Origin of the sequence: Erwinia sp. HR93, from assembly GCF_034555055.1 — a bacterium.
Taxonomy (GTDB): domain Bacteria; phylum Pseudomonadota; class Gammaproteobacteria; order Enterobacterales; family Enterobacteriaceae; genus Apirhabdus; species Apirhabdus apintestini.
In genome coordinates this window covers 1,375,804-1,395,750 of record NZ_JAXUDP010000001.1, presented here as the reverse complement: position 1 = coordinate 1,395,750, position 19,947 = coordinate 1,375,804, and the positions used below count along the sequence as shown (strand labels likewise).

Sequence of the window (19,947 nt, the reverse complement as noted above, 5' to 3'; positions counted from 1 at the left end):
CATCGCTTCACGTTTCAACGTGAAACAAACGGGCAAAGCCGTACCGGCGCCTTTATCGCCACGCTAACACCTAAGCTTTGCCCACCACAGCCGCAGCAGCATGCCAGGATAGCTGGTCCAGCCGATGGTCGCTGACGTCACTTTCCCCCGGTAGATGATAAGCAGCGTGGGCGTTGCGCTAACCCCCCAGCGCCGCACTAGCGCACCGTTTGCATCATTCACGGTCGGCACCGGCAGGCGCTTCGCCGCCAGCGTGCGGCGCAGCCGTTCATCATCCCCTGAGCGCAGCGCCACGCTCGCCACATTAGCGCCGCTTTGCGCCAGGCGCCGTACGCCGGGCGTCGTATACCGGCACACGGCGCACCAGGATGCCCACACGTAAACCAGCAGCGGTCGCTCTGCGCTCATTGCGGCGAGCGAGAGCATTTCACCGTCCACGGTTTTCAGCGGCGCAGTGGCGATACTCGCCGGCAGCGACGGCCCGCGCAGTGCGTCCATAGCCACCGTTACGCCCACAGCCAGCGCCAGCGTAACCAATAACTCACGTGCCCAACGGCGCCACTTAACCACGCGGCGCCTGCGCCAGCTTCTGCTTCACCAGCGACTCCAGCGTTTCATAAGGCACAGCGCCCGCCAGCATTTCATCGCCAACCAGCGTGGCGGGCGTTCCCTGTACGCCAAGCTGCTCTGCAAGCTGTAAATTAGCGCGCAGGGTGTCCATACTGGTCTTATCGGCGGTTATCGAGGCGGTATCGCTCTTTTGCTGAGCGGCGCGAATGCTTGCCGTATCGTGAAACCCTTTTTTTGCCATTAAACGCTGATGCAGCGCCATAAAACGCTGCGGCACAGCGCGCCAGGCGGTTAACGCAACGCGCGCAGCTTCCACTGAGGTGGCACCTTTAAACGGCAGCGGCTTATAGATGAGTGCTACCTGCGGATAATCGCGCACAATCTTCTCCAGCATCGGATCGAGCTGTTTGCAGTAAGGGCAGTTGTAGTCAGTAAACAGCACCAGCGTAAGGCGTGGATTTTGTGACCCAATGCGCGGGCTGTTGGGATCGTGGAACAACAGTTCACTCTGCGCCGCGATTGTCTCACTCACCTGCTGCTGGCCATTCTGTTGCTGCCAGGCATCCATCGCCTGCGCCAAAATATCCGGATGCGAAACCAGGGTTTCACGCACCATTTCCTGGATGCGCGCCTCCTGCTGCGGGGTAAACGGTGCCGCTGCGCTTAGCGACGTTACACACAGTAATAATAGAAAAACGGCAAATCTCATTGAGCGACTCCTTTCGAGGCATTCAGGGTATCGAGGACGGCGTCACGGCTTAATAGCGCGGGCAAAACGCGCCCTTCTGGCAAGCCCGGACCATAGATTTGGTTGAAGGGAACGGCCGCGCTGCCGCGCCGGTTCAAAAAAGCGGTAATCTTCGTCGATGGCCGGGTCCAGTCGCCGCGCAGCGCAACTACGTCCGGCGCACTGAGCGCCGCCTGCACCTCATCGCGCAGTAGTACGTTGTATTTATTCGCTTTACAGGTTACGCACCACTCGGCCGTGACATCCACGAACACGCGTTTACGCTCGGCCAGCGCCTGCTGAATCGCTGCCTCGCTCAGAGGCTGCCAGACAATACGATCGCGTAAGGTCTGTTTTCCTGCCGTTAGCGAAGTGCCCAGCAATACCCCACCGCACAGCACAATCAATAGCGATACGGTAATCCCAGCCCTGCGCCAGCCGTAGCGTATCCCGATGGCGATAATCAGCCCCGCGATAATCAGCGCGGCCAGCATCAGAGTGAGAGGACGCCCAATATGTAACGCCAGCAGGCTTAACAGCCAGAGCGCCGAGCCGAACATCAGCAACCCAAGGACCACGCGCAGGCGATTCATCCAGCGCCCGGGGCGCGGCAGGCGTAATGCTATCGCGGGCCATGCTGCAATCAGCAGCCACGGCAGGCTCATGCCTATTCCCAGCGCGAGGAAGATCCCCCACAGCACGGGAAGCGGCGCCGCCAGCGCGACCGCCAGCGCGGTTCCCAGGAAGGGCGCCGTGCACGGCGTTGCTAAAAGCGTTGCAAACGCACCCTGCCAAAAATGCCCGCCAACACCCTGCCCACCGTGGGTGGCAAGGCGCGTAGCCAGCCCCGACGGCAATCGAATCTCAAATAACCCGAACAGGCTAGCGCTAAACAGCACCATCACCAGCGCCATGATGCCGATAAACCACGGGCTCTGAAACTGAATACCCCAGCCCAGCGCCTGGTTCCCGGCCCGCAGCGCGGTCATCATCAGCGCCAGCGCGAGAAAAGAGACAATCACCCCCGCAGCGGATGCCAGGAACTGGCGTCGTACCTGCAGGCGATCGCGCCCGTGGGATTGCAATACGCTGCCCAGCTTCATTCCCAGCACCGGCAATACGCACGGCATCAAATTCAGAGTGAAGCCGCCGGCCAGGGCCATCAAAATCGCCTGCCATAAGGCCACCGGCGGCGGTGGCGTGATGCCCGGGGCGCTTTGCCCAACCGTCACCCGGCTTTCCTGCGCAATGCCTGAATCAGCCAGCACCAGTGACAGCATTCGCCCGCGCAGGTCCGGCGCGCGTTCGCCCCACGCATCGCTCACCGGCACCGTTGCCGTTAGCGTCTCACCCGCGACGCGCAGCGCGGGTTTAGCAAAACTGGCGTCCTGCGCGTCATCCAGATACAGCGCGGGGTTATCCCAGCCCGCTTTGCGCACCGCCGTGAGCTGCAGCTCACCGGCGCGGTAGCCTGCGGTCAGCGCATCCGTCAAGCCCTGCCGTAAAGGGAGTGTTCCCTGCGCTTTCGCATAATCATGGGCAAAACCGGGTGCCGCCGGCGCGCTCAAATCCAGCGAAAAAGGGTAATCGGTGAGAATACAAACGTTGCTGCAGGTTGGTAGCGTCAGAACGCCCGACAGGGTGCCTGACGCAGGAGCGCGGATTTGTAGCGGAAAGCTGACATCACCGCGGTAACCCTGCGTGGTTATCCCGGCGACGTCAAAGCGCTGAGGCGTTGGCCACTGCCAGTTCACCGTCGGCTCAGCGCCGCGCCAGGCTATTGACGGCGCTACGCCGCCTTCACCGGGGGAACGCCAGTACGTTTTCCATCCCTTTTCCAGAGCGACATCCAGCAATAAATGGACATCCCCGTTATCCTGCGGCGCAGTGCGAAAGCGCACCCCCGCATGCGGGTTATCCGGCACTCGCAGCCAGCCGCCGTCGGCTGCCCCTGCGAAGGGTAGCCACAGCCATAACAGGCACAGCAGCGCCTGTTTGAAAATAGTCATAATTTTTCTCCGTAAATGATTATCAGACCTGGAAATGCAGGCCGTTAATCACTCACGGAAGACGCATAATCGCAAATGGACCCGGAGAGTATGAGGGGAGATAACCCGAGGGGGAGGTGGCACCCGACGCCGCTGCGGCCGCGGTGCCAGAAGCGCCAGCAGCAGCATTAACGTAATTACCGCGCCTTCAAACAGCAGCGGCGGCACGGAGAGCAGCGATTTCGCGCTAAGTTCGCACGGCGTTACCGGCGCATCCGCACCGTCGCCCTGCGGCGAAACCTGAGCGATAACGGCGCCAGGCTGCGAACCAAACGCATGCAGAGCGGCCATACGCTGCGCGGTGCATACCAGCACCACCAGGCAAGCCAGCCCTAAAAACCATGTCGCTATTCGCCGCTGCTTCATCGCCGCTCCCGTATTTACCAATGACCATCTTATCGGTTGGATTTTTTTTAGCAACCGCGGCGAAAAATAAACGTATCGGGCCGTTAGCGGAATGCATCCTGGCATTCACCAACGCCCGCGAGTAAAATGAGAGGCTTACCTGAACAGGACATATATTCATATTCACCCGTAAATTAACACCTCATATTCACATACTTATTAGTGGGTTTTTATATTTCTTGCACAGAAAATTAAATAGCACTGACCAGGTTAAATAAAGCAAATGGAATAACCCGCAAAAAATAATCCTGATAATTTAGCGGGGTAATGGAATTTATCCAAAGATGATTTATTCAAAATAAAAGAATCGGCGAGTATTAACCATCCTCGAACAGATTAATGCCCGCCGAAATAAAAAGGCATCACAAATAAAAATAAACCTATCGCAGTCGCTGCTCCGGCCCCTGATACCCCTCATAACTGCGCTGAATCGTTATCTGATCGGCGATATATTTCGCATCGTGCCACACGCCCCAAATAAACGAGGAGCCTCGGCGCGAAAGCCAGGGCAGTCCGAGGAAATAAACGCCCGGCTCCTGGGAAACGCCGCGCTGGTGCCGCGGCCTGCCCGCCGCATCAAAGGTATCCACCTCCAGCCAGCGGTAATCCACCGCATAGCCGGTGGCCCAGATTATCGAGGTAATCCCCGCCTGCGCCAGATTCAGGCTCAGCGTCGGCTGCGTCATGCAGGAAGGGTCCGCCAGCATCTGTCGCGCCTGCGGCTCAGGCGGTAAATCCATCCCGTTGCGGTCGATCCACGCATCGGCCGCATCCAGCAGCGACAGATAGTTTTCATCGCCGCGCCGGATATTCTCTGTCAGGTCTTCCTCAAAGGTCACTTCACCCGCGTTAAATGTACGGGTGCGCCCAACCAAATTAACCCCCTCCTGCGCGAGGCGGCGAAAATCGACGGTATGTCCGCCGCGCGCACCGCTCACCGCGATAGTCACATGCTCTTTACCCGGTTCGCTGGCGGCTTTATCCCACAGGCCCAATACCCCCAGCCACCAGCAGAAATCGCGCTGTCGGTAAGAGCGCGGAGGTCTATCATGCGGCCCGACGGATAGCCAAACCGATTTACCGGCCCGGTTAAGTTCATCCGCTATCTGCACTCCGGAAGAACCGGCGCCGACCACTAAAACTCCGCCCTCCGGTAACTGCTGCGGGTTGCGATAGTGCGCGGAGTGTAGCTGCACCAGCGAGGTTTCCGCCGCGGCTATCGGCGGAATAATCGGTTTCTGAAACGGCCCGGTGGCAGCGACTACCCGTCGCGCTTCAATCAAGCCATCCGAGGTATCGATAATGAACCCGGGTTTGCCCGTATTGCGACGCACGCTTTTCACCTCGACGCCGCAGCGCACAGGCGCATTAAAGCGCTGCGCATATTCTGCAAAATAGTCGGCGACGCGCTCTTTTGGCACAAAGCCATCCGGGCCGGTATCGGCGAAAGTTTGTCCGGGGAAGCGATCGTGCCAGGCCGGCCCGTTCGCCACCAGCGAATCCCAGCGCCCGGTGCGCCACGCCTGCGCAATCCCCTGCTTTTCCAGCACCAGGTGAGGAATATCCAGCCGGGTGAGATGCTCACTCATCGCGATGCCCGCCTGGCCAGCGCCTACCACCAACGTATCGACTTTCGTTATTTCTGGCGTCATACCTATTTCCTTCATTGGCTTAAGAGCCTGGGCTTCTTAGCATTTAAATTGCCTCATGCTATTCAGGCGGCTCGCCTGCCGGGCGTAATACGCGCCGGCGTGAACCATGAGGCAACAAAACGCTGCTAACACAGGCGCTAAATCCTCACGCAGTGCGGGAGAGTATTCGGGTTTTCTATAACGTTAATCCTGGGGAGTGAATGGCGTACGGTAAAATAGTATTAATCTAATGACTAAATATAAATTAATGATGCAAAGGCTTCAGAAAATAATCCCAATAATAGTGAGGTCTAATTTAATAAAATAAACATTGCGTATGAGATAAAAAAGATTTACAGAATCTGTACGCTATTTTTTTTATTTCCCTTAAAAACAAACTTACTAATTTACCCATCGCTCAGGCGGTGCGCATTATCACGTCAATAATAAAAGGCGTACGTAAAGATACGCTCGCATCATAATCCGGAGCCTGCAATGTCTACTCAAGCACGCGATACATCGCCGCCGCTGGTTGAACAACACACCATCGGTTATATCCCGCCAGAAGCGCGCCATGGAAAAGTGCGCGATCTTTTCACGCTATGGTTTGGCGGCAATATTGCACCGTTACCTATCGTTACAGGGGCGCTGGGCGTTCAGCTTTTCCACCTCAACCTGGCATGGGGGATATGCGCTATTATTATCGGCCACCTGCTAGGCGGCGCGCTGATGGCTCTGCATTCAGCCCAGGGGCCGCAAATGGGGATACCGCAAATGATCCAGAGCCGCGCTCAGTTCGGCTCGCTGGGTTCTCTGCTGGTGGTGGTTATCGCTGGCATCATGTATGTGGGCTTTTTTTCTTCGAATATCGTGCTAGCGGGCCAGTCTCTGCACGGCATCGCGGGGGGGATTCCGCTGCCGGTGGGAATTATCATCGGCGCGATAGGCTCCTGCATTATCGGGATAATCGGCTACCGGTTTATTCACATTCTTAACCGCATCGGCACCTGGGTGCTGGGTCTCGGCATTTTATTCGGCTTTGGCTATATCTTTACGCACATTCATACCGCTGATTTTCTGACGCGCGGCGGGTTTAGCCTTTCCGGCTGGCTGGCTACCGTGTCGCTGGCGGCTTTGTGGCAAATCGCCTTCGCGCCGTATGTGTCCGACTACTCCCGCTATCTGCCGAAGGATGTTTCAGTTCCCGCCACATTCTGGGCGACTTATCTCGGCTCTACGCTCGGCTCTGCACTGGCGTTTATTTTCGGCGCCGTCGCCGCGCTGGCCACGCCGCCGGGCCTGGAAACGATGGAGGCGGTTAAGCTTGCCACCGGCGCCATCGGTCCTTTTATGCTGATCCTATTTTTACTCAGCGTTATTAGTCACAACGCACTCAACCTGTACGGCGCGGTCATGGCGCTGATTACGCTAGTCCAGACTTTCTTCTGGCGCTGGATCCCCGGCAGCCGCAGCCGCACCGTCCTGTCGATAATATTGCTGATCGCCTGCTGCTTTGCCGCCGTTTTCGCCTCAGCGGACTTTATCAGCCACTTCGTCGATTTGGTACTGGCGCTACTGGTAGTGCTGGTTCCGTGGACCGCAATAAATTTGATTGATTTCTATGCCATTCATCAAGGCCGCTATGATATCGCCTCAATTTTCCAGGTCGACGGCGGAATTTACGGCCGCTATAACCCACAGGCCTTGCTGGCCTACGCTGTCGGCATCGCCGTACAAATTCCGTTTATGAACACGCCGCTGTACGTCGGTCCTATAGCAAAACACATTAACGGCGCTGACCTGTCATGGCTGGTAGGTCTTATCGTCACCTCGCCGCTCTACTACTGGCTGGCGACGCGAGAGGCCGTCCTGCAGCGCCGACAGGCCGCATCACCCGTTTCGAACCGATAAACTACACAGGAGTTAGCGATGAGCCAGCCTACCCATACGCGTATACGCATGTTTAATACTAAAGCGACCTACCCTAATCAGACGCTGGATAACGATCTTTGCCAGGCGGTCCGCGCTGGCAATACCGTCTATGTTCGCGGCCAGGTCGGCACCGATTTTGAAGGGAAACTCGTCGGGCTTGGCTGCCCGCGCGCCCAGGCCGAACAGGCGATGAAAAATGTTAAGCAGCTACTGGAAGAAGCAGGTAGCGATCTATCGCATATTGTAAAAACCACTACCTACATCACCGATCCACGCTTTCGCGAAGCGGTTTATCAGGAAGTTGGAAAATGGCTGAAAGGCGTATTCCCTATATCTACCGGGCTGGTGGTAGCCGGGCTGGCCCAGCCGGAATGGCTGATGGAAATTGACGTTATCGCCGTTATCCCGGAATAAAAGGAGGCCTTATGACATTTTCAATCGCCGCGCGCTGCCAGGCCTCTGGGCAACTGGGCGTAGCCGTGAGCTCATCCAGCATCGCCGTCGGCGCACGCTGCCCGTGGTTACTTCCCGGCACGGGCGCCGCGTCAAGCCAGAATGTTACGCTGCCGAGCCTTGGTCAGCAGGCGCTGGCGCAGTTAGCGCAGGGAGCCAGCGCGGAACAGGCGCTTCGTCGAGCGTTAGCCGACGACGATTTTAGCGCCTGGCGCCGGCAACATGCTGGCCTCACCGGGGGCGATCGATGCCATGACCGAGGCGTTCACCTGCGCCACGGGTGCGCTGGCGGACAGACTGCTGGCTGCAATGCAGGCCGCTATGGATGCCGGCGGTGAGGCAGGGCCGGTACATTCAGCGGCGCTTAAAATCGTCGGCAATCACGCGTGGCCAATCGTTGATTTACGCATTGACTGGACAGACGCCTGTCCAATCCAGGCGCTGCAAACGCTGTGGCGTGATTATGCGCCGCAAATGCAGGATTACCTGACGCGCGCCGACGATCCGCGCCGGGCGCCCAGCTATGGGGTTCCCGGAGATGAGTAATTCCGTTCGCGACATTCTGGAAAACCTGCTGGCGTTCGACACCACTAGCCGGGAATCCAATCTGGCGCTGATTGACTATATCCAGGCGCACTTAGCGGAACGGGGCATCGTGGCGCAGCGTTTCCTCAGTGAAGATGGCCGTAAGGCCAATCTCTATGCGCGCCTGGGGCCAGAGGGAGACGGCGGCGTCATGCTATCTGGGCATACTGACGTCGTCCCCGTGGACGGGCAACCCTGGAGCGTACCGCCCTTTGCGCTAACGGAAAAAGATAAGCGTTATTACGGACGCGGTAGCGCGGATATGAAAGGCTTTCTCGCCTGCGTTCTCGCCGCCATTCCGCTGTTTCAGGCTCAGCGGCTACGCCTGCCGCTGCATCTGGCATTTTCTTATGATGAAGAGGTCGGGTGCCTCGGCGTGCGCAGCCTGGTCTCGCATCTGAAGGCGGCGCGCGATAAACCGGCCATGTGTATCATCGGTGAGCCCACCGATATGCAGCCGGTGTACGGCCATAAGGGGAAGGTGGCGATGCGCTGCCGGGTACGCGGACACGCCTGCCATTCGGCCTATGCGCCGCAGGGCGTGAATGCCATTAGCTATGCGGCGCGCCTGATTAACCGGCTGGAATCGCTGGGTGACGCGCTGGCTAAAATGCGCGACGTCCGCTTCGATCCTCCTTACAGCACGCTGCAGGTCGGCACCATTCGCGGCGGCGCCGCGCTCAATATTGTGCCCCAGCGCTGCGAGTTCGACTTTGAGATCCGCCATTTGCCCGGTCAGCCTGTAGAAGATACCGTCAGCGCACTGCGTGACTACGCGGCTAAAGAGCTGCTTCCCGCCATGCGGGATATCGCTCAGGAGAGCGAGATTTCCTTTATCCCGCTCAGCCAATACCCCGGCTTGCTCACCGATGCGCAGAGCGATTTTGCCCGCTGGCTGGCGCAATGGTGCGGCAGCGACGCGTTCAGCACCGTGGCATTTGGCACCGAAGGCGGGCTATTCGACGAAGCGGGTATCGCCACGCTTATCTGCGGCCCCGGCAGCATGGCGCAGGGGCATAAACCCGACGAATATGTCGCTATCGATCAGTTAGCGCGCTGCACCGCCATGCTCGAAAACCTGTGCGCATGGCTGCGCGCCTGAGTACCGGTGTGGCTGCGCCATCCTTCAGTTAGCGCACCGTGGCGCCACGTTTGAAAACCTGTGCGCGTGGCGGCGCGCCTGAGTACCGGTGTGGCTGCGCCATCCTTCAGTTAGCGCACCGTGGCGCCACGTTTGGAAACCTGTGCGCGTGGCTGCGCGCCTGAGTACCGGTGTGGCTACGCCATCCTTCAGTTAGCGCACCGTGGCGCCACGTTTGGAAACCTGTGCGCGTGGCTGCGCGCCTGAGCCCCGGCGTATCTGCGCCATCCCTCAGTTAGCGCACCGTGGCGCCACGTTTGGAAACCTGCGCGCGTGGCGGCGCGCCTGAGTACCGGTGTGGCTGCGCCATCCTTCAGTTAGCGCACCGTGGCGCCACGTTTGGAAACCTGCGCGCGTCTGCAATTTGGCGCCGCAGCTAAAGCGTTTTTCCGGGGTCAGCCTTACAAAATGTGCACCAGTTCGGTTTTACAAAACTCAACGAAAAGCTGCGCCGGGCGCGTCAGGCGGTTTCGGCCCAGCCACGCCGCCGCAAGGCCGGAGCCTTCCACGTCATCCGCCAGCCTGATGGCCGCCAGCCGCTGGCCGTCATAACTGTATTCGCCAAACGGCCGCGTCACCAGAACCGCAAACCCAAAACCCTGCCCTACCATGCCACGCACCATTTCAATCGAAGGCGAGCTGAAAACGATATTGGGGACAATCCCCGCTTCTGTAAACAGATTGACGAAATAGCTGGCGCTAGGCTGTACATCCAGCAGGATCATCGGTTCGTCCGCCAGCGCCCGCAGGGAAACTGACTGATTACCGGCCAGAGGATGATCGACGGGCAGTAAAATATAAGGCATGCGCGGCTCAACCAGCGGCTCTACGCAAATACTGGCGTCCAGATCGTGATGATACAGCAGCGCCAAATCGAAGCTTCCGGCAATTAGCCCCTGCACCAGCTCATGCTGTTCGCCGTCGCGAATTACAATTTCCACGCCCGGATAGCGAGTTTTAAAGCCGCGAATCAGGCGCGGCAGCACCAGCGGTGCCACCGCTTCAAAACACCCGATATCAATTCGCCCCGATACGGTATCGTTATCCGCCAGCGCGTTTTGTTCAAATTCATGCGCCATGCGCAGCAGCTTTTGCGCCTTGCGGTGAAAACGCGTACCAGCGGGCGTGAGAGAAACGCCCTGAGCATGGTGGCGAATAAAAAGCTGTACATCAAAACTCTCCTCCAGCCCTTTAATCGCGCTCGAAATAGAAGGCTGGGCAATAAACAGTTTGCGGGATGCTTCAGCGACGCTGCCGCACTCAACGGTGGCGACAAAATACTTGAGTTGGCGCAGGGTATAATTCGCCATGACGCGGCTCCTTTATGCAGGTGAAAGCTTTAATAACGCGGTGAGCTAAGCCTCATTAGGCTTTTTTATGCTTTTTATTCAGTGTAGCTATCTCATAAAAGCGCTCAAAGAGTTCCGTCGCGCAAAAGCCCAAATATAGCGGGACTTTCATTCTATTCTGTGGACCAGACGGTTATTTCTCGCTTTGTCCCTGTAATAAGTAAGCGTTATTTAGAGCCGAAATCCTATAAAACTAAATCTTTTCCTAAAATCCGATAATATTTTGTGATTAAAAATAAAGGCAGCAATTGGATCACAAATACTCGCCAAAATGTTATAAGAAAAATCCTTAGGAATAATACCAAAATGCCCTTCTTTGCATTGAGAAAGGCATGACTGTCCTATTGCAATAAAACCTGAAAAGTGAGATGGAAAAATGGATTCAGCCTGGGATATAGCGTCGCATACCAAAGTGTATAGCGATGAACTATGGGCACTTGAGGAAATAGATACTTCAGGCTATGTCTGCTGGGGATGCGGTATTCCCGTTTACCCGGCAGCGTATGCCAAAAGGAACGCACAGCGCCCGCATTTTAGACTCTACCGAAATACCGCCCATCGCTATGGATGCCACGCAAATACAGAGATGGGCATCATCGAACATGGACGCCGAAGTAGCGTGCGTGAGCACTTGGAAAAATCTTCAGATTTATCTCCAGCCGGCCTGGCGCTGACGCCTGCTAATACCGGGAAGGACAGGGGCGAAGCCAGGCTACGCAACGGCTCAGCGGCTATAACCACATCGCGGGAATACGCTGCCACACTGCGCCCAATTTGCCGGGCGTTCATTCATTTCCCCCATGACAGAGATATGTCGTTACGGGTGCCAAACGCCGTAGGTAATACCTATGCGACAATATTTAAAAAGCTGCCAGCCGAATTGCCCAGAATATTTCCTGAAAACAAAATATTCTACTCAAAACTTTCCAATAGCCGCCTAATACCTGAAGCGGATTCACTGTTATTACATCTGGCCCCCTATGCCTGGGAAGGCCGTAAACCTACCGGAGAATATTTACTGAATCTGGGCTGGTCGCGCTGGAACGCACGCCAAAAATACGGCATTGAACACGGTCTGGAGGCTGCACGACTTGGGGCAATAGAGGCTAAAAAAGCGCGGAAAAAAGACGAGGCATGGGTATTCTTTTTAGGCCAACAGGATCGCGCCCGGCCTGAACTCTTTCACGTAAGCGATCCTCGCCTTGTTTATGTGATGATTGGAGATATCAGCGTCCCCGTTTAAAAAAATAATCTGATTAAAGACATCTTTTTGATTTACACAGCAGATAATTATTTCTGGCAATAGCCCCTTTTCCCGGGGCTGTTGAGATTCTACTTATCTAAATTTCATTATTTATAAATGTAATGAAATTGTTATAAATAGCTGATATCTTCTTTTTACATCATACATAAATAACAACACCAATCTGCATAAATATATTTATATGATGAATATCAATTTTTATTCTTATTATAATTATTAATAACTAATTTCTTTGAAATACATCTTATTTTCAAAAATATTTGTAACTATGCAAAATACGTTGAACGACATTCACTTAATCGCCGTATTCATTATTTAGCTTTATGATTATCACTTAAATTTAAAATCACTATTAATAACCAAATATTCCCGCAGACATGCCAAAGGACTGATTTATCGCCGGCCCCGCCTGTAACGCATATTATTCTGCAATACAGTCGGAGCCTGGCATAAGACGCTGTCATCAGCGGCCTAAGCGCCGGTAATTTCACCATACACCGGTCGACCGCGATGAAACGTCGCCAGCACGGGAGAAATGCGCGCAACGGCTTCAGCCGAACAATGGGCTTTCACCAACATAAAATCCGCGGCGTGCCGCGGCGCTGGCCATTGCCGCTCGCCGGTATCACTTAAAGGCAGGATACCGCCGGTACCGACCCCTAGCGCGCGACTGAGCGAAAACTCATCGGGGGTATGATAAACCTGTGCATACAGATTAGCCTTTTCAAGCATACTTCCGGTACCGAATGGCTGCCAGTGATCCTGAAGGCTATCCGTGCCGGTCATTACTGGCACGCCGGCCGCCCGCAGCTGCGGCAGCGGCATCACCAACCTGCCGATAGGCACCGTTGTTGCGATACTAAAGCGCTGCTGCGCCAGATCCGCAATAACCTCATCCCGTTTTTCACCCTCAATAGTCGCGAGAGCGAAGGCATGGCTAAGGGTCACTTTGCCTTTTAGCTCCGGGTTTTGGCGCACCGTTTCTATCATATAACGGATGGCAGCCAGACCGGATGGTGCGGTCTCATGAATGTGGATATCGACACCCGCACGGTTATCCAGAGCGATACTGAACAGGGTATCCAGGGATTTCTCCATTGCCCCATCGACAGCGGTAGGGTCTAAACCCCCCACGTATTTCGCCCCCATCTGCATCGCTTCGCGCATTAATTTTTCAGAGTGAGAGCGCAGTAAACCGTGCTGGGGAAACGCCACAATTTCACAGGCAAAGTCCTGTCGATGTTTCTCAAGCGCCGTTTGTAAATGCTCCAGGCTTTTCAGGCCGCTGACAGGCTCAATATTGCAGTGGCTGCGCGCGAAAGTCGTCCCTTTTGACTGCAGAAGCGCAATCAGTTTTTCCGCACGCTCAGCCGATCTGGGCAGCAGTTTGGGAATTAGCTTTTTCTCAAGCTCAATCATCTCCAGCACGCTGTTACGCGGACGCGGTGCCTGCCAGGGATCGCCGTAAAAGGTTTTATCAAGATGAATGTGCATATCCCGCGTCGCTGGCAGCATTAGCGCGCCCTTTGCGTCTATGCCAGGCCGAGCCCTCTCGCCGCCTGCCGGGCGAATCGCGGCTATCACATCGCCGTCAATATCCACATCATATAAACCAGTATGGGTGGCGATCACCTGTTCCTGCTCTTTTTCAAATCCTTCTTCAAGGCGGACATTACGCAGCGTGTAGCGCGCTGCCGTACTCCCGCCCCCTCCAGGTATTGGCCCCGGATTTGCGGCAGATCCCGCAGCCTGTACTCCCGCGCCCATTCCCGCTGCCAGCAGCGTTCCCGCCGCGGTAAGTTTAACGCCAGCGCTTAAAAAATCGCGCCGACTGCCGGAAAGAAATGTGGTCATTAACGTTCTCCAGTCTGCAGTTTTCTTCATCCTGGAGCAGCGACTGGCTCCGTGCTGCGATATTTCCCACTGCCGACAAGTGGCAAACGTAATAAACAAAACCGCAGCCCTATCCGGCGGTATCAGTGAACGTAATACGCCTACCGGCCTCACATTATTTATCGCCAGCTGCCGCTGCACCGGCGTCGCCGTATCCCGGCAAAAGAACGCCAGTTCGATATTGCAGTAATGGCAAACCCGCGGCCAATACTGCCGGCGTTGATAGCCCCAGCGCGGTGGTTCACTGCCCTGGGTTCGTCCGGGCAGCGCTATGCGCGCCGGGCCAGCCCGCAGAAATCAATTAACGCCTGCGCCAGTTGCCGCTGCACCGGCGTCGCCGTATCCCGGCAAAAGAGCGCCAGTTCGATATTATCGATATTCGGCAGCCCTTGCTCCCCCCCAAGCACCCGATGCTCAGCCAGCCGACAGCTTGCTGGCAACAGCGACACCCCCAGGCCGGCCGCGCTGGCGGCCACCAGTGCCTGCAAACTGGCGCTGCTGTAGCTGATACGCCAGCTACGCCCCGACTCATCCATTGCCTGACACATCTCTTCGCGATATAGCCCCTGCACAGGAAACGCCACCAGCGGCACCGGCGTTTGCTCAAAGGCGGGATTATGCAGGCTATCCAGCCACAGTAGCGGTTCCGGGCGCGCTGCCAGCGGCATCTCTCCGCACGGCTGCTTAATGAGCATGATATCCAGCTCATCCCTGAGCCACGCCTGTTTAAGCGCCACATGCATCCCACTGGTGATATCCAGGCGCAGATGCGGATGCTGACGGCTAAATATCGCCAGCAAACCGGCCGTCGAGGCCGCGTAGTCTTCCGGCACGCCAAGACGCACCACGCCTTCGCGCCATTGCTCGCTTAGCGCGTCTCGCGCCTCGCCGTGAAGGGCAATAATACGCCGCGCATAGCCAAGCAGTTTTTCGCCCTCTTCGGTGAGCGCAACCTGATGCGAAGAACGAGCCAGCAGCGCTTTACCCAGCATCTCTTCCAGCCTGCGCACCTGCTGACTGACCGTAGACTGGGACAGACAAACGCGATCCGCCGCCCGGGTAAAACTCGCCGTCTCGCATACGGCGATGAAACTCACCAGCTGCTGCGGGTTAAACAGAGGGTAACGATTCATTTTCTCAATTCTCAATATGCTAATATTTAATTTCCAAATACTACTCATTAACGCCACATTAACAACCCCGCATTTCGCACTGGTTTATTCACCGGATGAAAAAGGCTTTCCTCACTTTCAGCGCTCTACGGATAGCGCCGCTTAAGCCCGAAAACTCACCGATGCAAAGCACTAACCACCGTGGCAGGTATGATTTATGAAAAGAGACGCGACTTTCCTCACCCTGGCCGCACTGGTTACGGCCGGCCTGACGATGCGCCCGCTACTCACCTCCGTAAGTACTCAGCTTCCCTATCTGCAGCACGCGCTGGCGCTGGATGCAACGGCAAGTTCGCTGCTGGCAGCGCTGCCGATGCTGATGATGGGGATCTCCGCCTGCGCGGGAAGCGCCCTGCTGCGTCGCTACAGCGCCCGCTCACTACTCTTGCCGGGCCTGCTGCTTCTGCTAACGGGAACCGCACTACGCCAGTGGATGAGTTCCGGCGAACTGCTGCTGGCCACTGCCGCGCTGGGCGGGGTTGGCATTGGGCTGGTGCAAATGGCGATGCCCGGCGCGCTGCGCCAGCGCTTTGGGCAGCGAACGCCCGCCGTCACCGGGCTGTGGTCAGGTGCGCTGATGGGCGGCGGCGGGCTGGGCGCGGCGCTGACGCCGTGGCTGAGCTCACATGTCGGCTGGCGCATCGCGCTCTCTGGCTGGAGCCTGCTGATACTGCTGGCGCTGGCGCTGTGGACAATGGTCAGGCTGCCCGCACCTCGCGCCGTGGCCCACACGACCGCAGGCTCCCCCGTGCGCGAAACTCCGCTATATCGCATCCCACGCGCCTGGGCGCTGGCGCTGAGCTTTGGTCTGGTAAACGGCACTTACGCCTCGCTCATCGCCTGGCTACCCGACGCGCTAATCGCTATAGGATGGACAGCGCAGAGGAGTGGAACGCTGCTGGCGCTGATGATAGCCGCTCAGGTCGGCGGCGCGCTGGGGTTACCCCTGCTGGCGCGCGGCCAGGATCGGCGCCCGCTGTTACTACTGTGTCTGGCCTGCCAGGCCATTGGGCTTAGCGGCTTTCTGTTCGCACCGCTCGCCGCGCCGTGGCTGTGGGCCAGCGTGGCAGGGGTTGGACTCGGCGGCGCGTTCCCTCTGACGCTGGTTCTGGCACTCGATCATCTTTCCCTGCCAGCGCGCGCTGCGCGCCTCGTCGCCTTTGTGCAGGGCATCGGTTTTTGCGCCGCCGGCGCAATGCCGTTCATAGCCGGGCAGCTACGTATTATCACCGGCTCGCTGAATGCCGCCTGGGGGCTACATCTTGTCATCGTTTGCCTGTTAATGGCGCTCAACCTGCGCTTTCATCCCAAAAGCTACGCGCAGGCGTTCGCATCGCCCACGCAGCGGCAATCGTAAGAGATGGAATTAATGCGCTATGCTAGTAAGTTGTGTGGGAAGAGCAGAGACATGTAGCGCGGTGGCACGGTAGTTTTAACCACACCAGGCTGCATTTGGCTGAAAAGTATCAACTCTGCCGATCCGCTACGAATAAGTTATTTGTCATCGCAGCAGGATCTCAGGGTTCCTAATACCATTGGCCGGGAATCAGCGCGCGTATTTAGCCCGACGGCCATTGAATAAATCAGGCGGTTAACCTGGCATGATGAAGAATCGCTTCTACTATAGGCCGATATTTTTATACGGTTATAGGGCGCTCAATAGCTTTGCAGGGAAAATTTGTCATCAATGATGCGGATTACTCACCACGCCGATCCTGCACGCCGCCGCGTGCTTCAGGTCGACTACGCCGCGCACGCGCTCGCCGCACCCTCCTTAGCTTTCCCGGCGTGGGCACTTGCTTAGCTTTTTCTGAAGGCGGCGCTTAGCGCAAGCGCTGTTGTGTGAACAAACTCTAAAAAGGGCCGGTACCAGCGGGAAATACCGAATTGTCGCTCGGGCTGAAGGAGGGATTAAATTTCAGCTTAATACGGGTGTGAAGGATATTAACAGCCGCTTAGCAAAAGAGGCCACATTCAGGCACCGCAAATAGCTTGCCCTATGGCGCGGCGATTGGGGAATTGACGATTACGCTGGATTGAAGACATAAAATGCGGCAATTTCCGCCTGCACCACGGCAACGTATCAGAAGGTGAGCTCATTCTTCCCCATGATTCTGATTTTGCCATGTTGCGCAATGCGCTTCTCAGCCCCCAGCGGATAGATGCCCCCTGCGTGAGAAAATTAACAGCATATTGCACGATTGGGGCAATCGCTAATGGTAAAACAAGCCCTTATTTATTCATCAAGATAGCGCTGTTCACTGCGGCTATGCTTATTGTTGCCAGGGGAGTTTCGTATGATGGATTGGTTAATTCTATTACGGGCCTTTTCGGTTCCCAGAGTGCCAGCAAATTCATCCGTTTCATTTCGGGTGCGCCAGATGTGGATGTGTGGGAATCGTGAGCCAGCTATTTTAATTTTAGTACCCTGATTAATATGCTGATCGGCGTACTTATAATGAGTATTGTAATTACGGTGTACTGAGAGCAGTGAGACGTAGAGTTAGCCTGCCAAATATTCTCAGTGATTGGGCCTGTTCTACACTGCGGCGTTTTGTCAAAATCTTCGGGTTTGCCTTCTGGTTTTGGGCGCCGTTTCGCTTACTGCTTTACCGCTCCGTTTTCCCCGATAAAACATCTTCATATTTTACTATGCCGGCGGTGGCAGGCTTTCAGTTGCTATTAACGATTGCCTGCTACTGATTCATCGCAAAGAAAATCATAATCAAGATGAGTTTGTAACATGCCTTATTCGATAACCCTCGGGTTTCGGCAATGTATAGCTATTAACCTGGCACGAACCGGGTTATGTAGTAAAATACGCCGGGCGTGCAACCAGGGGCGGTAAAATCTAAATTCCTTCGCCGCTCAATGCGTACCTGAAGCGCCTAAAGGCGCCTTTGATTCTCCCCATTAATAATTCTGTATATTAATGAGCCTTCCCCTGTAAGGAATGAGTACGTGTATATTCAGGTTTCAGGGATTTTAACTCTCCACCACCAAGGTCATTGCTATGGTTCTGTCTGGGAGGACAGCATGCTTACAGTTTATAATACGACCAAGGCAGCGGTAGTTGATACGCATGTAGACCAGGCCAACGCAAAGAATGGGCCTGCTGCCGTAACCTCGGCACCTTCAGTGAAAAGCGCATTAGCAAACGCGTTAAGGCCAAATAATTCTTCACAATGCGCTGTGTTAAATAATCTACATATCCCACAGGGTACATCAGCTACTGATATTGAACGCTACTGCACAGGCTTACAGACGCGTATTAACCTCGAATATAAGCCCCAGGGAAGCACCGTGTTTCTGCTCGGCACCCCTGAAATCGTTGAGACTAATGAGTCACTATCGTTACCTATTTCCCCACATATTCTTACCCAAAAACTATTGAGCCTTAGCAATCAAAAAACATGTAAATTCGTAATAAAATCAAACGGGTATGTCTAGAATATAAAGACCGTATTCAATCTGGCGTAACAGAACACGACAGCCGCTTTGAAGCGCTCCCTGTTTCGGTATTCTCGCGCCCCGAACCTGAGCAACCGTATGCTGCTATTCAGCGATGCTGCGCTGTCGTTTGATACTCGAAGTTTCATCCCATTAAGCACTCCATAAAGCCGTTTACGCAATGCGCTGACCGATTGCCCACTGCATTTGCCATCCATTCCTGCTACAGACGCCTGCGGTGTTCACCGTAGCGACGGTGCCAAAACCCACGGGCAAGTTCTTTCATTGCCCCTGTACCGGCTGTTTTCCGAAAGGATCTACCGAGCCGCCTTAAACCTTTCCTCTCTCTGACCGCAACGATTTCTGCAGCTATATAGCCACAGTTAGCGGGAGCGATGCGCCTGTTTTCTGGCCGGTAGCGGAATACCTTTCATCTCTCCCTGCCAGGTTTTATCGACACTGGAGCAGAGTATTTGGCAGTATGAAAACGGCCGAAGGCAATTTCCCCCACTGCGTTCGGCAGATATACTCGGGCCGCGCTGACATAGACGGAATACATATCCACGGGCAGCGTTTTGACGGCATTCAGCTAGTATTCACTCACGCTTTTCAGGTGCTCCGCCAGGGCTTACTCTGAATATCTGATATAGCGGTGACGTACTGATAACCCTTTTGAGGGCCGCTTCGTTCACCCACAGAGAGCGCGCTGACTGCGGTCTTTTGCGGCGGCCAAGCCCACGCTTAACCGCCCGCTGCGTAATATTGTCGGCGCCATTCCAGCTAAGCTTAAGCGGCCTGCGTACGGCACCGATCGCGCTGATTTTTAGCCATGGAATAACGACGTCTGTGAACAGCAAAATATAGCGAGCCGGGGGCAACCCGGGGAACCGTCAGCGCCAGGCGGCCGTGTCCGAGGCTATAATACGGGGAACACCGGCTTCACCGGCGCGGCAAACCGTCAGGTAACAGAATGGCGCCATTTACGGTGCCAATGGTGGTATACCGTGCAGGTTTTTCCGCATTTCGGGCAGGCTGGACATCCCCAATGAGGCCGATAAATACAGTGGCAGAGCCATATCTTTCACCAAGGAAAAGTCGTTTGACCGACCATGGCGCAGACAAATTGAGGATATGAGCATAGAGAATTTTTCACCCATGATGATGGCCGCTGGCGATAAAATCCTGGTTTATTCATACCCTCTGCCGCCGCAACAAGGAACACCATATTTAATGCAGTATTATTGAGTAGCAGTGTTACGCAGCAATTTACCCATCGAGTATTACGAACTTTTCTTATTGCTGCAGGGTTTATTGAGCGCGCCCGGTT

Annotated in this window: 15 protein-coding genes and 2 pseudogenes; 8 read left to right on the top strand and 9 right to left on the bottom strand. The window is 55.6% G+C overall.

Features of this window, described 5'->3' with window-relative positions; translation table 11 throughout:
• Window positions 1-63: 63 nt before the first annotated feature.
• The 5 genes from SFA31_RS06505 to SFA31_RS06485 all read right to left on the bottom strand — a co-directional run bounded on the left by SFA31_RS06505 (window position 64) and on the right by SFA31_RS06485 (window position 5,402).
• Window positions 64-570 (bottom strand): protein disulfide oxidoreductase, encoded by a 507-nt coding sequence (locus SFA31_RS06505; protein ID WP_322837245.1) that lies wholly within the window; start codon window positions 568-570, stop codon window positions 64-66.
• Window positions 563-1,279, bottom strand: coding sequence for a DsbA family protein (locus SFA31_RS06500; protein ID WP_322837244.1), 717 nt, complete (start codon window positions 1,277-1,279; stop codon window positions 563-565). Before SFA31_RS06500 ends, SFA31_RS06505 begins: the two co-directional genes overlap by 8 nt.
• Entirely contained in the window at window positions 1,276-3,309 is a 2,034-nt protein-coding gene (locus SFA31_RS06495; protein ID WP_322839315.1) for a protein-disulfide reductase DsbD family protein, read from the bottom strand. The genes SFA31_RS06500 and SFA31_RS06495 overlap by 4 nt, the downstream gene beginning before the upstream one ends.
• Before the next feature lie 45 nt (window positions 3,310-3,354).
• Window positions 3,355-3,711: a copper resistance protein gene (locus SFA31_RS06490; protein WP_322837243.1), complete on the bottom strand. Its 357-nt coding sequence runs from the start codon at window positions 3,709-3,711 to the stop codon at window positions 3,355-3,357.
• A 419-nt stretch (window positions 3,712-4,130) separates the two neighbouring features.
• Complete coding sequence (locus tag SFA31_RS06485; RefSeq protein ID WP_322837242.1) at window positions 4,131-5,402, bottom strand: NAD(P)/FAD-dependent oxidoreductase; 1,272 nt, start codon at window positions 5,400-5,402, stop codon at window positions 4,131-4,133.
• Window positions 5,403-5,876: 474 nt separating this feature from the next.
• On the opposite strand from SFA31_RS06485, the gene SFA31_RS06480 reads away from it, so the two are divergent.
• The 4 genes and pseudogenes from SFA31_RS06480 (at window position 5,877) to argE (ending at window position 9,453) form a co-directional block, all read left to right on the top strand.
• Window positions 5,877-7,292, top strand: coding sequence for a cytosine permease (locus SFA31_RS06480; RefSeq protein ID WP_322837241.1), 1,416 nt, complete (start codon window positions 5,877-5,879; stop codon window positions 7,290-7,292).
• A gap of 18 nt (window positions 7,293-7,310) precedes the next feature.
• Window positions 7,311-7,727 carry a RidA family protein gene (locus tag SFA31_RS06475; protein ID WP_322837240.1) on the top strand — a complete coding sequence of 139 codons (417 nt, stop codon included), beginning with the start codon at window positions 7,311-7,313 and terminating at the stop codon, window positions 7,725-7,727.
• Between the two features lie 11 nt (window positions 7,728-7,738).
• A pseudogene (locus SFA31_RS06470) lies at window positions 7,739-8,312 on the top strand (DUF1028 domain-containing protein).
• Complete coding sequence (argE, locus tag SFA31_RS06465; RefSeq protein ID WP_322837239.1) at window positions 8,305-9,453, top strand: acetylornithine deacetylase; 1,149 nt, start codon at window positions 8,305-8,307, stop codon at window positions 9,451-9,453. Before SFA31_RS06470 ends, argE begins: the two are co-directional and overlap by 8 nt.
• 440 nt (window positions 9,454-9,893) lie before the next feature.
• Here argE and SFA31_RS06460 read toward each other — a convergent pair whose 3' ends face one another.
• Entirely contained in the window at window positions 9,894-10,802 is a 909-nt protein-coding gene (locus SFA31_RS06460; protein ID WP_322837238.1) for a LysR family transcriptional regulator, read from the bottom strand.
• A gap of 415 nt (window positions 10,803-11,217) precedes the next feature.
• Here SFA31_RS06460 and SFA31_RS06455 point away from each other — a divergent pair, with 415 nt between their 5' ends.
• Window positions 11,218-12,084, top strand: coding sequence for a hypothetical protein (locus SFA31_RS06455; protein ID WP_322837237.1), 867 nt, complete (start codon window positions 11,218-11,220; stop codon window positions 12,082-12,084).
• 492 nt (window positions 12,085-12,576) lie between these two features.
• Here SFA31_RS06455 and SFA31_RS06450 read toward each other — a convergent pair whose 3' ends face one another.
• Window positions 12,577-13,959, bottom strand: coding sequence for an amidohydrolase (locus tag SFA31_RS06450; RefSeq protein WP_322837236.1), 1,383 nt, complete (start codon window positions 13,957-13,959; stop codon window positions 12,577-12,579).
• On the opposite strand from SFA31_RS06450, the gene SFA31_RS06445 reads away from it, so the two are divergent.
• Complete coding sequence (locus SFA31_RS06445; RefSeq protein WP_322837235.1) at window positions 13,952-14,188, top strand: hypothetical protein; 237 nt, start codon at window positions 13,952-13,954, stop codon at window positions 14,186-14,188. The genes SFA31_RS06450 and SFA31_RS06445 overlap by 8 nt on opposite strands.
• Window positions 14,189-14,267: 79 nt before the next feature.
• On the opposite strand, the gene SFA31_RS06440 is transcribed toward SFA31_RS06445, so the two are convergent.
• Window positions 14,268-15,131: a LysR family transcriptional regulator gene (locus tag SFA31_RS06440; protein WP_322837234.1), complete on the bottom strand. Its 864-nt coding sequence runs from the start codon at window positions 15,129-15,131 to the stop codon at window positions 14,268-14,270.
• Window positions 15,132-15,327: 196 nt separating this feature from the next.
• Between SFA31_RS06440 and SFA31_RS06435 the strand changes: the two genes are divergently transcribed.
• Together SFA31_RS06435 and SFA31_RS06430 are read left to right on the top strand one after the other, a co-directional pair.
• Window positions 15,328-16,527 (top strand): cyanate transporter, encoded by a 1,200-nt coding sequence (locus SFA31_RS06435; RefSeq protein ID WP_322837233.1) that lies wholly within the window; start codon window positions 15,328-15,330, stop codon window positions 16,525-16,527.
• A 1,604-nt stretch (window positions 16,528-18,131) separates the two neighbouring features.
• On the top strand, window positions 18,132-18,620 hold the full coding sequence (locus tag SFA31_RS06430) for a hypothetical protein (RefSeq protein WP_322837232.1): 489 nt from the start codon (window positions 18,132-18,134) through the stop codon (window positions 18,618-18,620).
• Here SFA31_RS06430 and SFA31_RS06425 read toward each other — a convergent pair.
• A pseudogene (locus tag SFA31_RS06425) lies at window positions 18,617-19,766 on the bottom strand (transposase). The gene SFA31_RS06430 and the pseudogene SFA31_RS06425 sit on opposite strands and share 4 nt — an antisense overlap.
• Window positions 19,767-19,947: the final 181 nt, after the last annotated feature.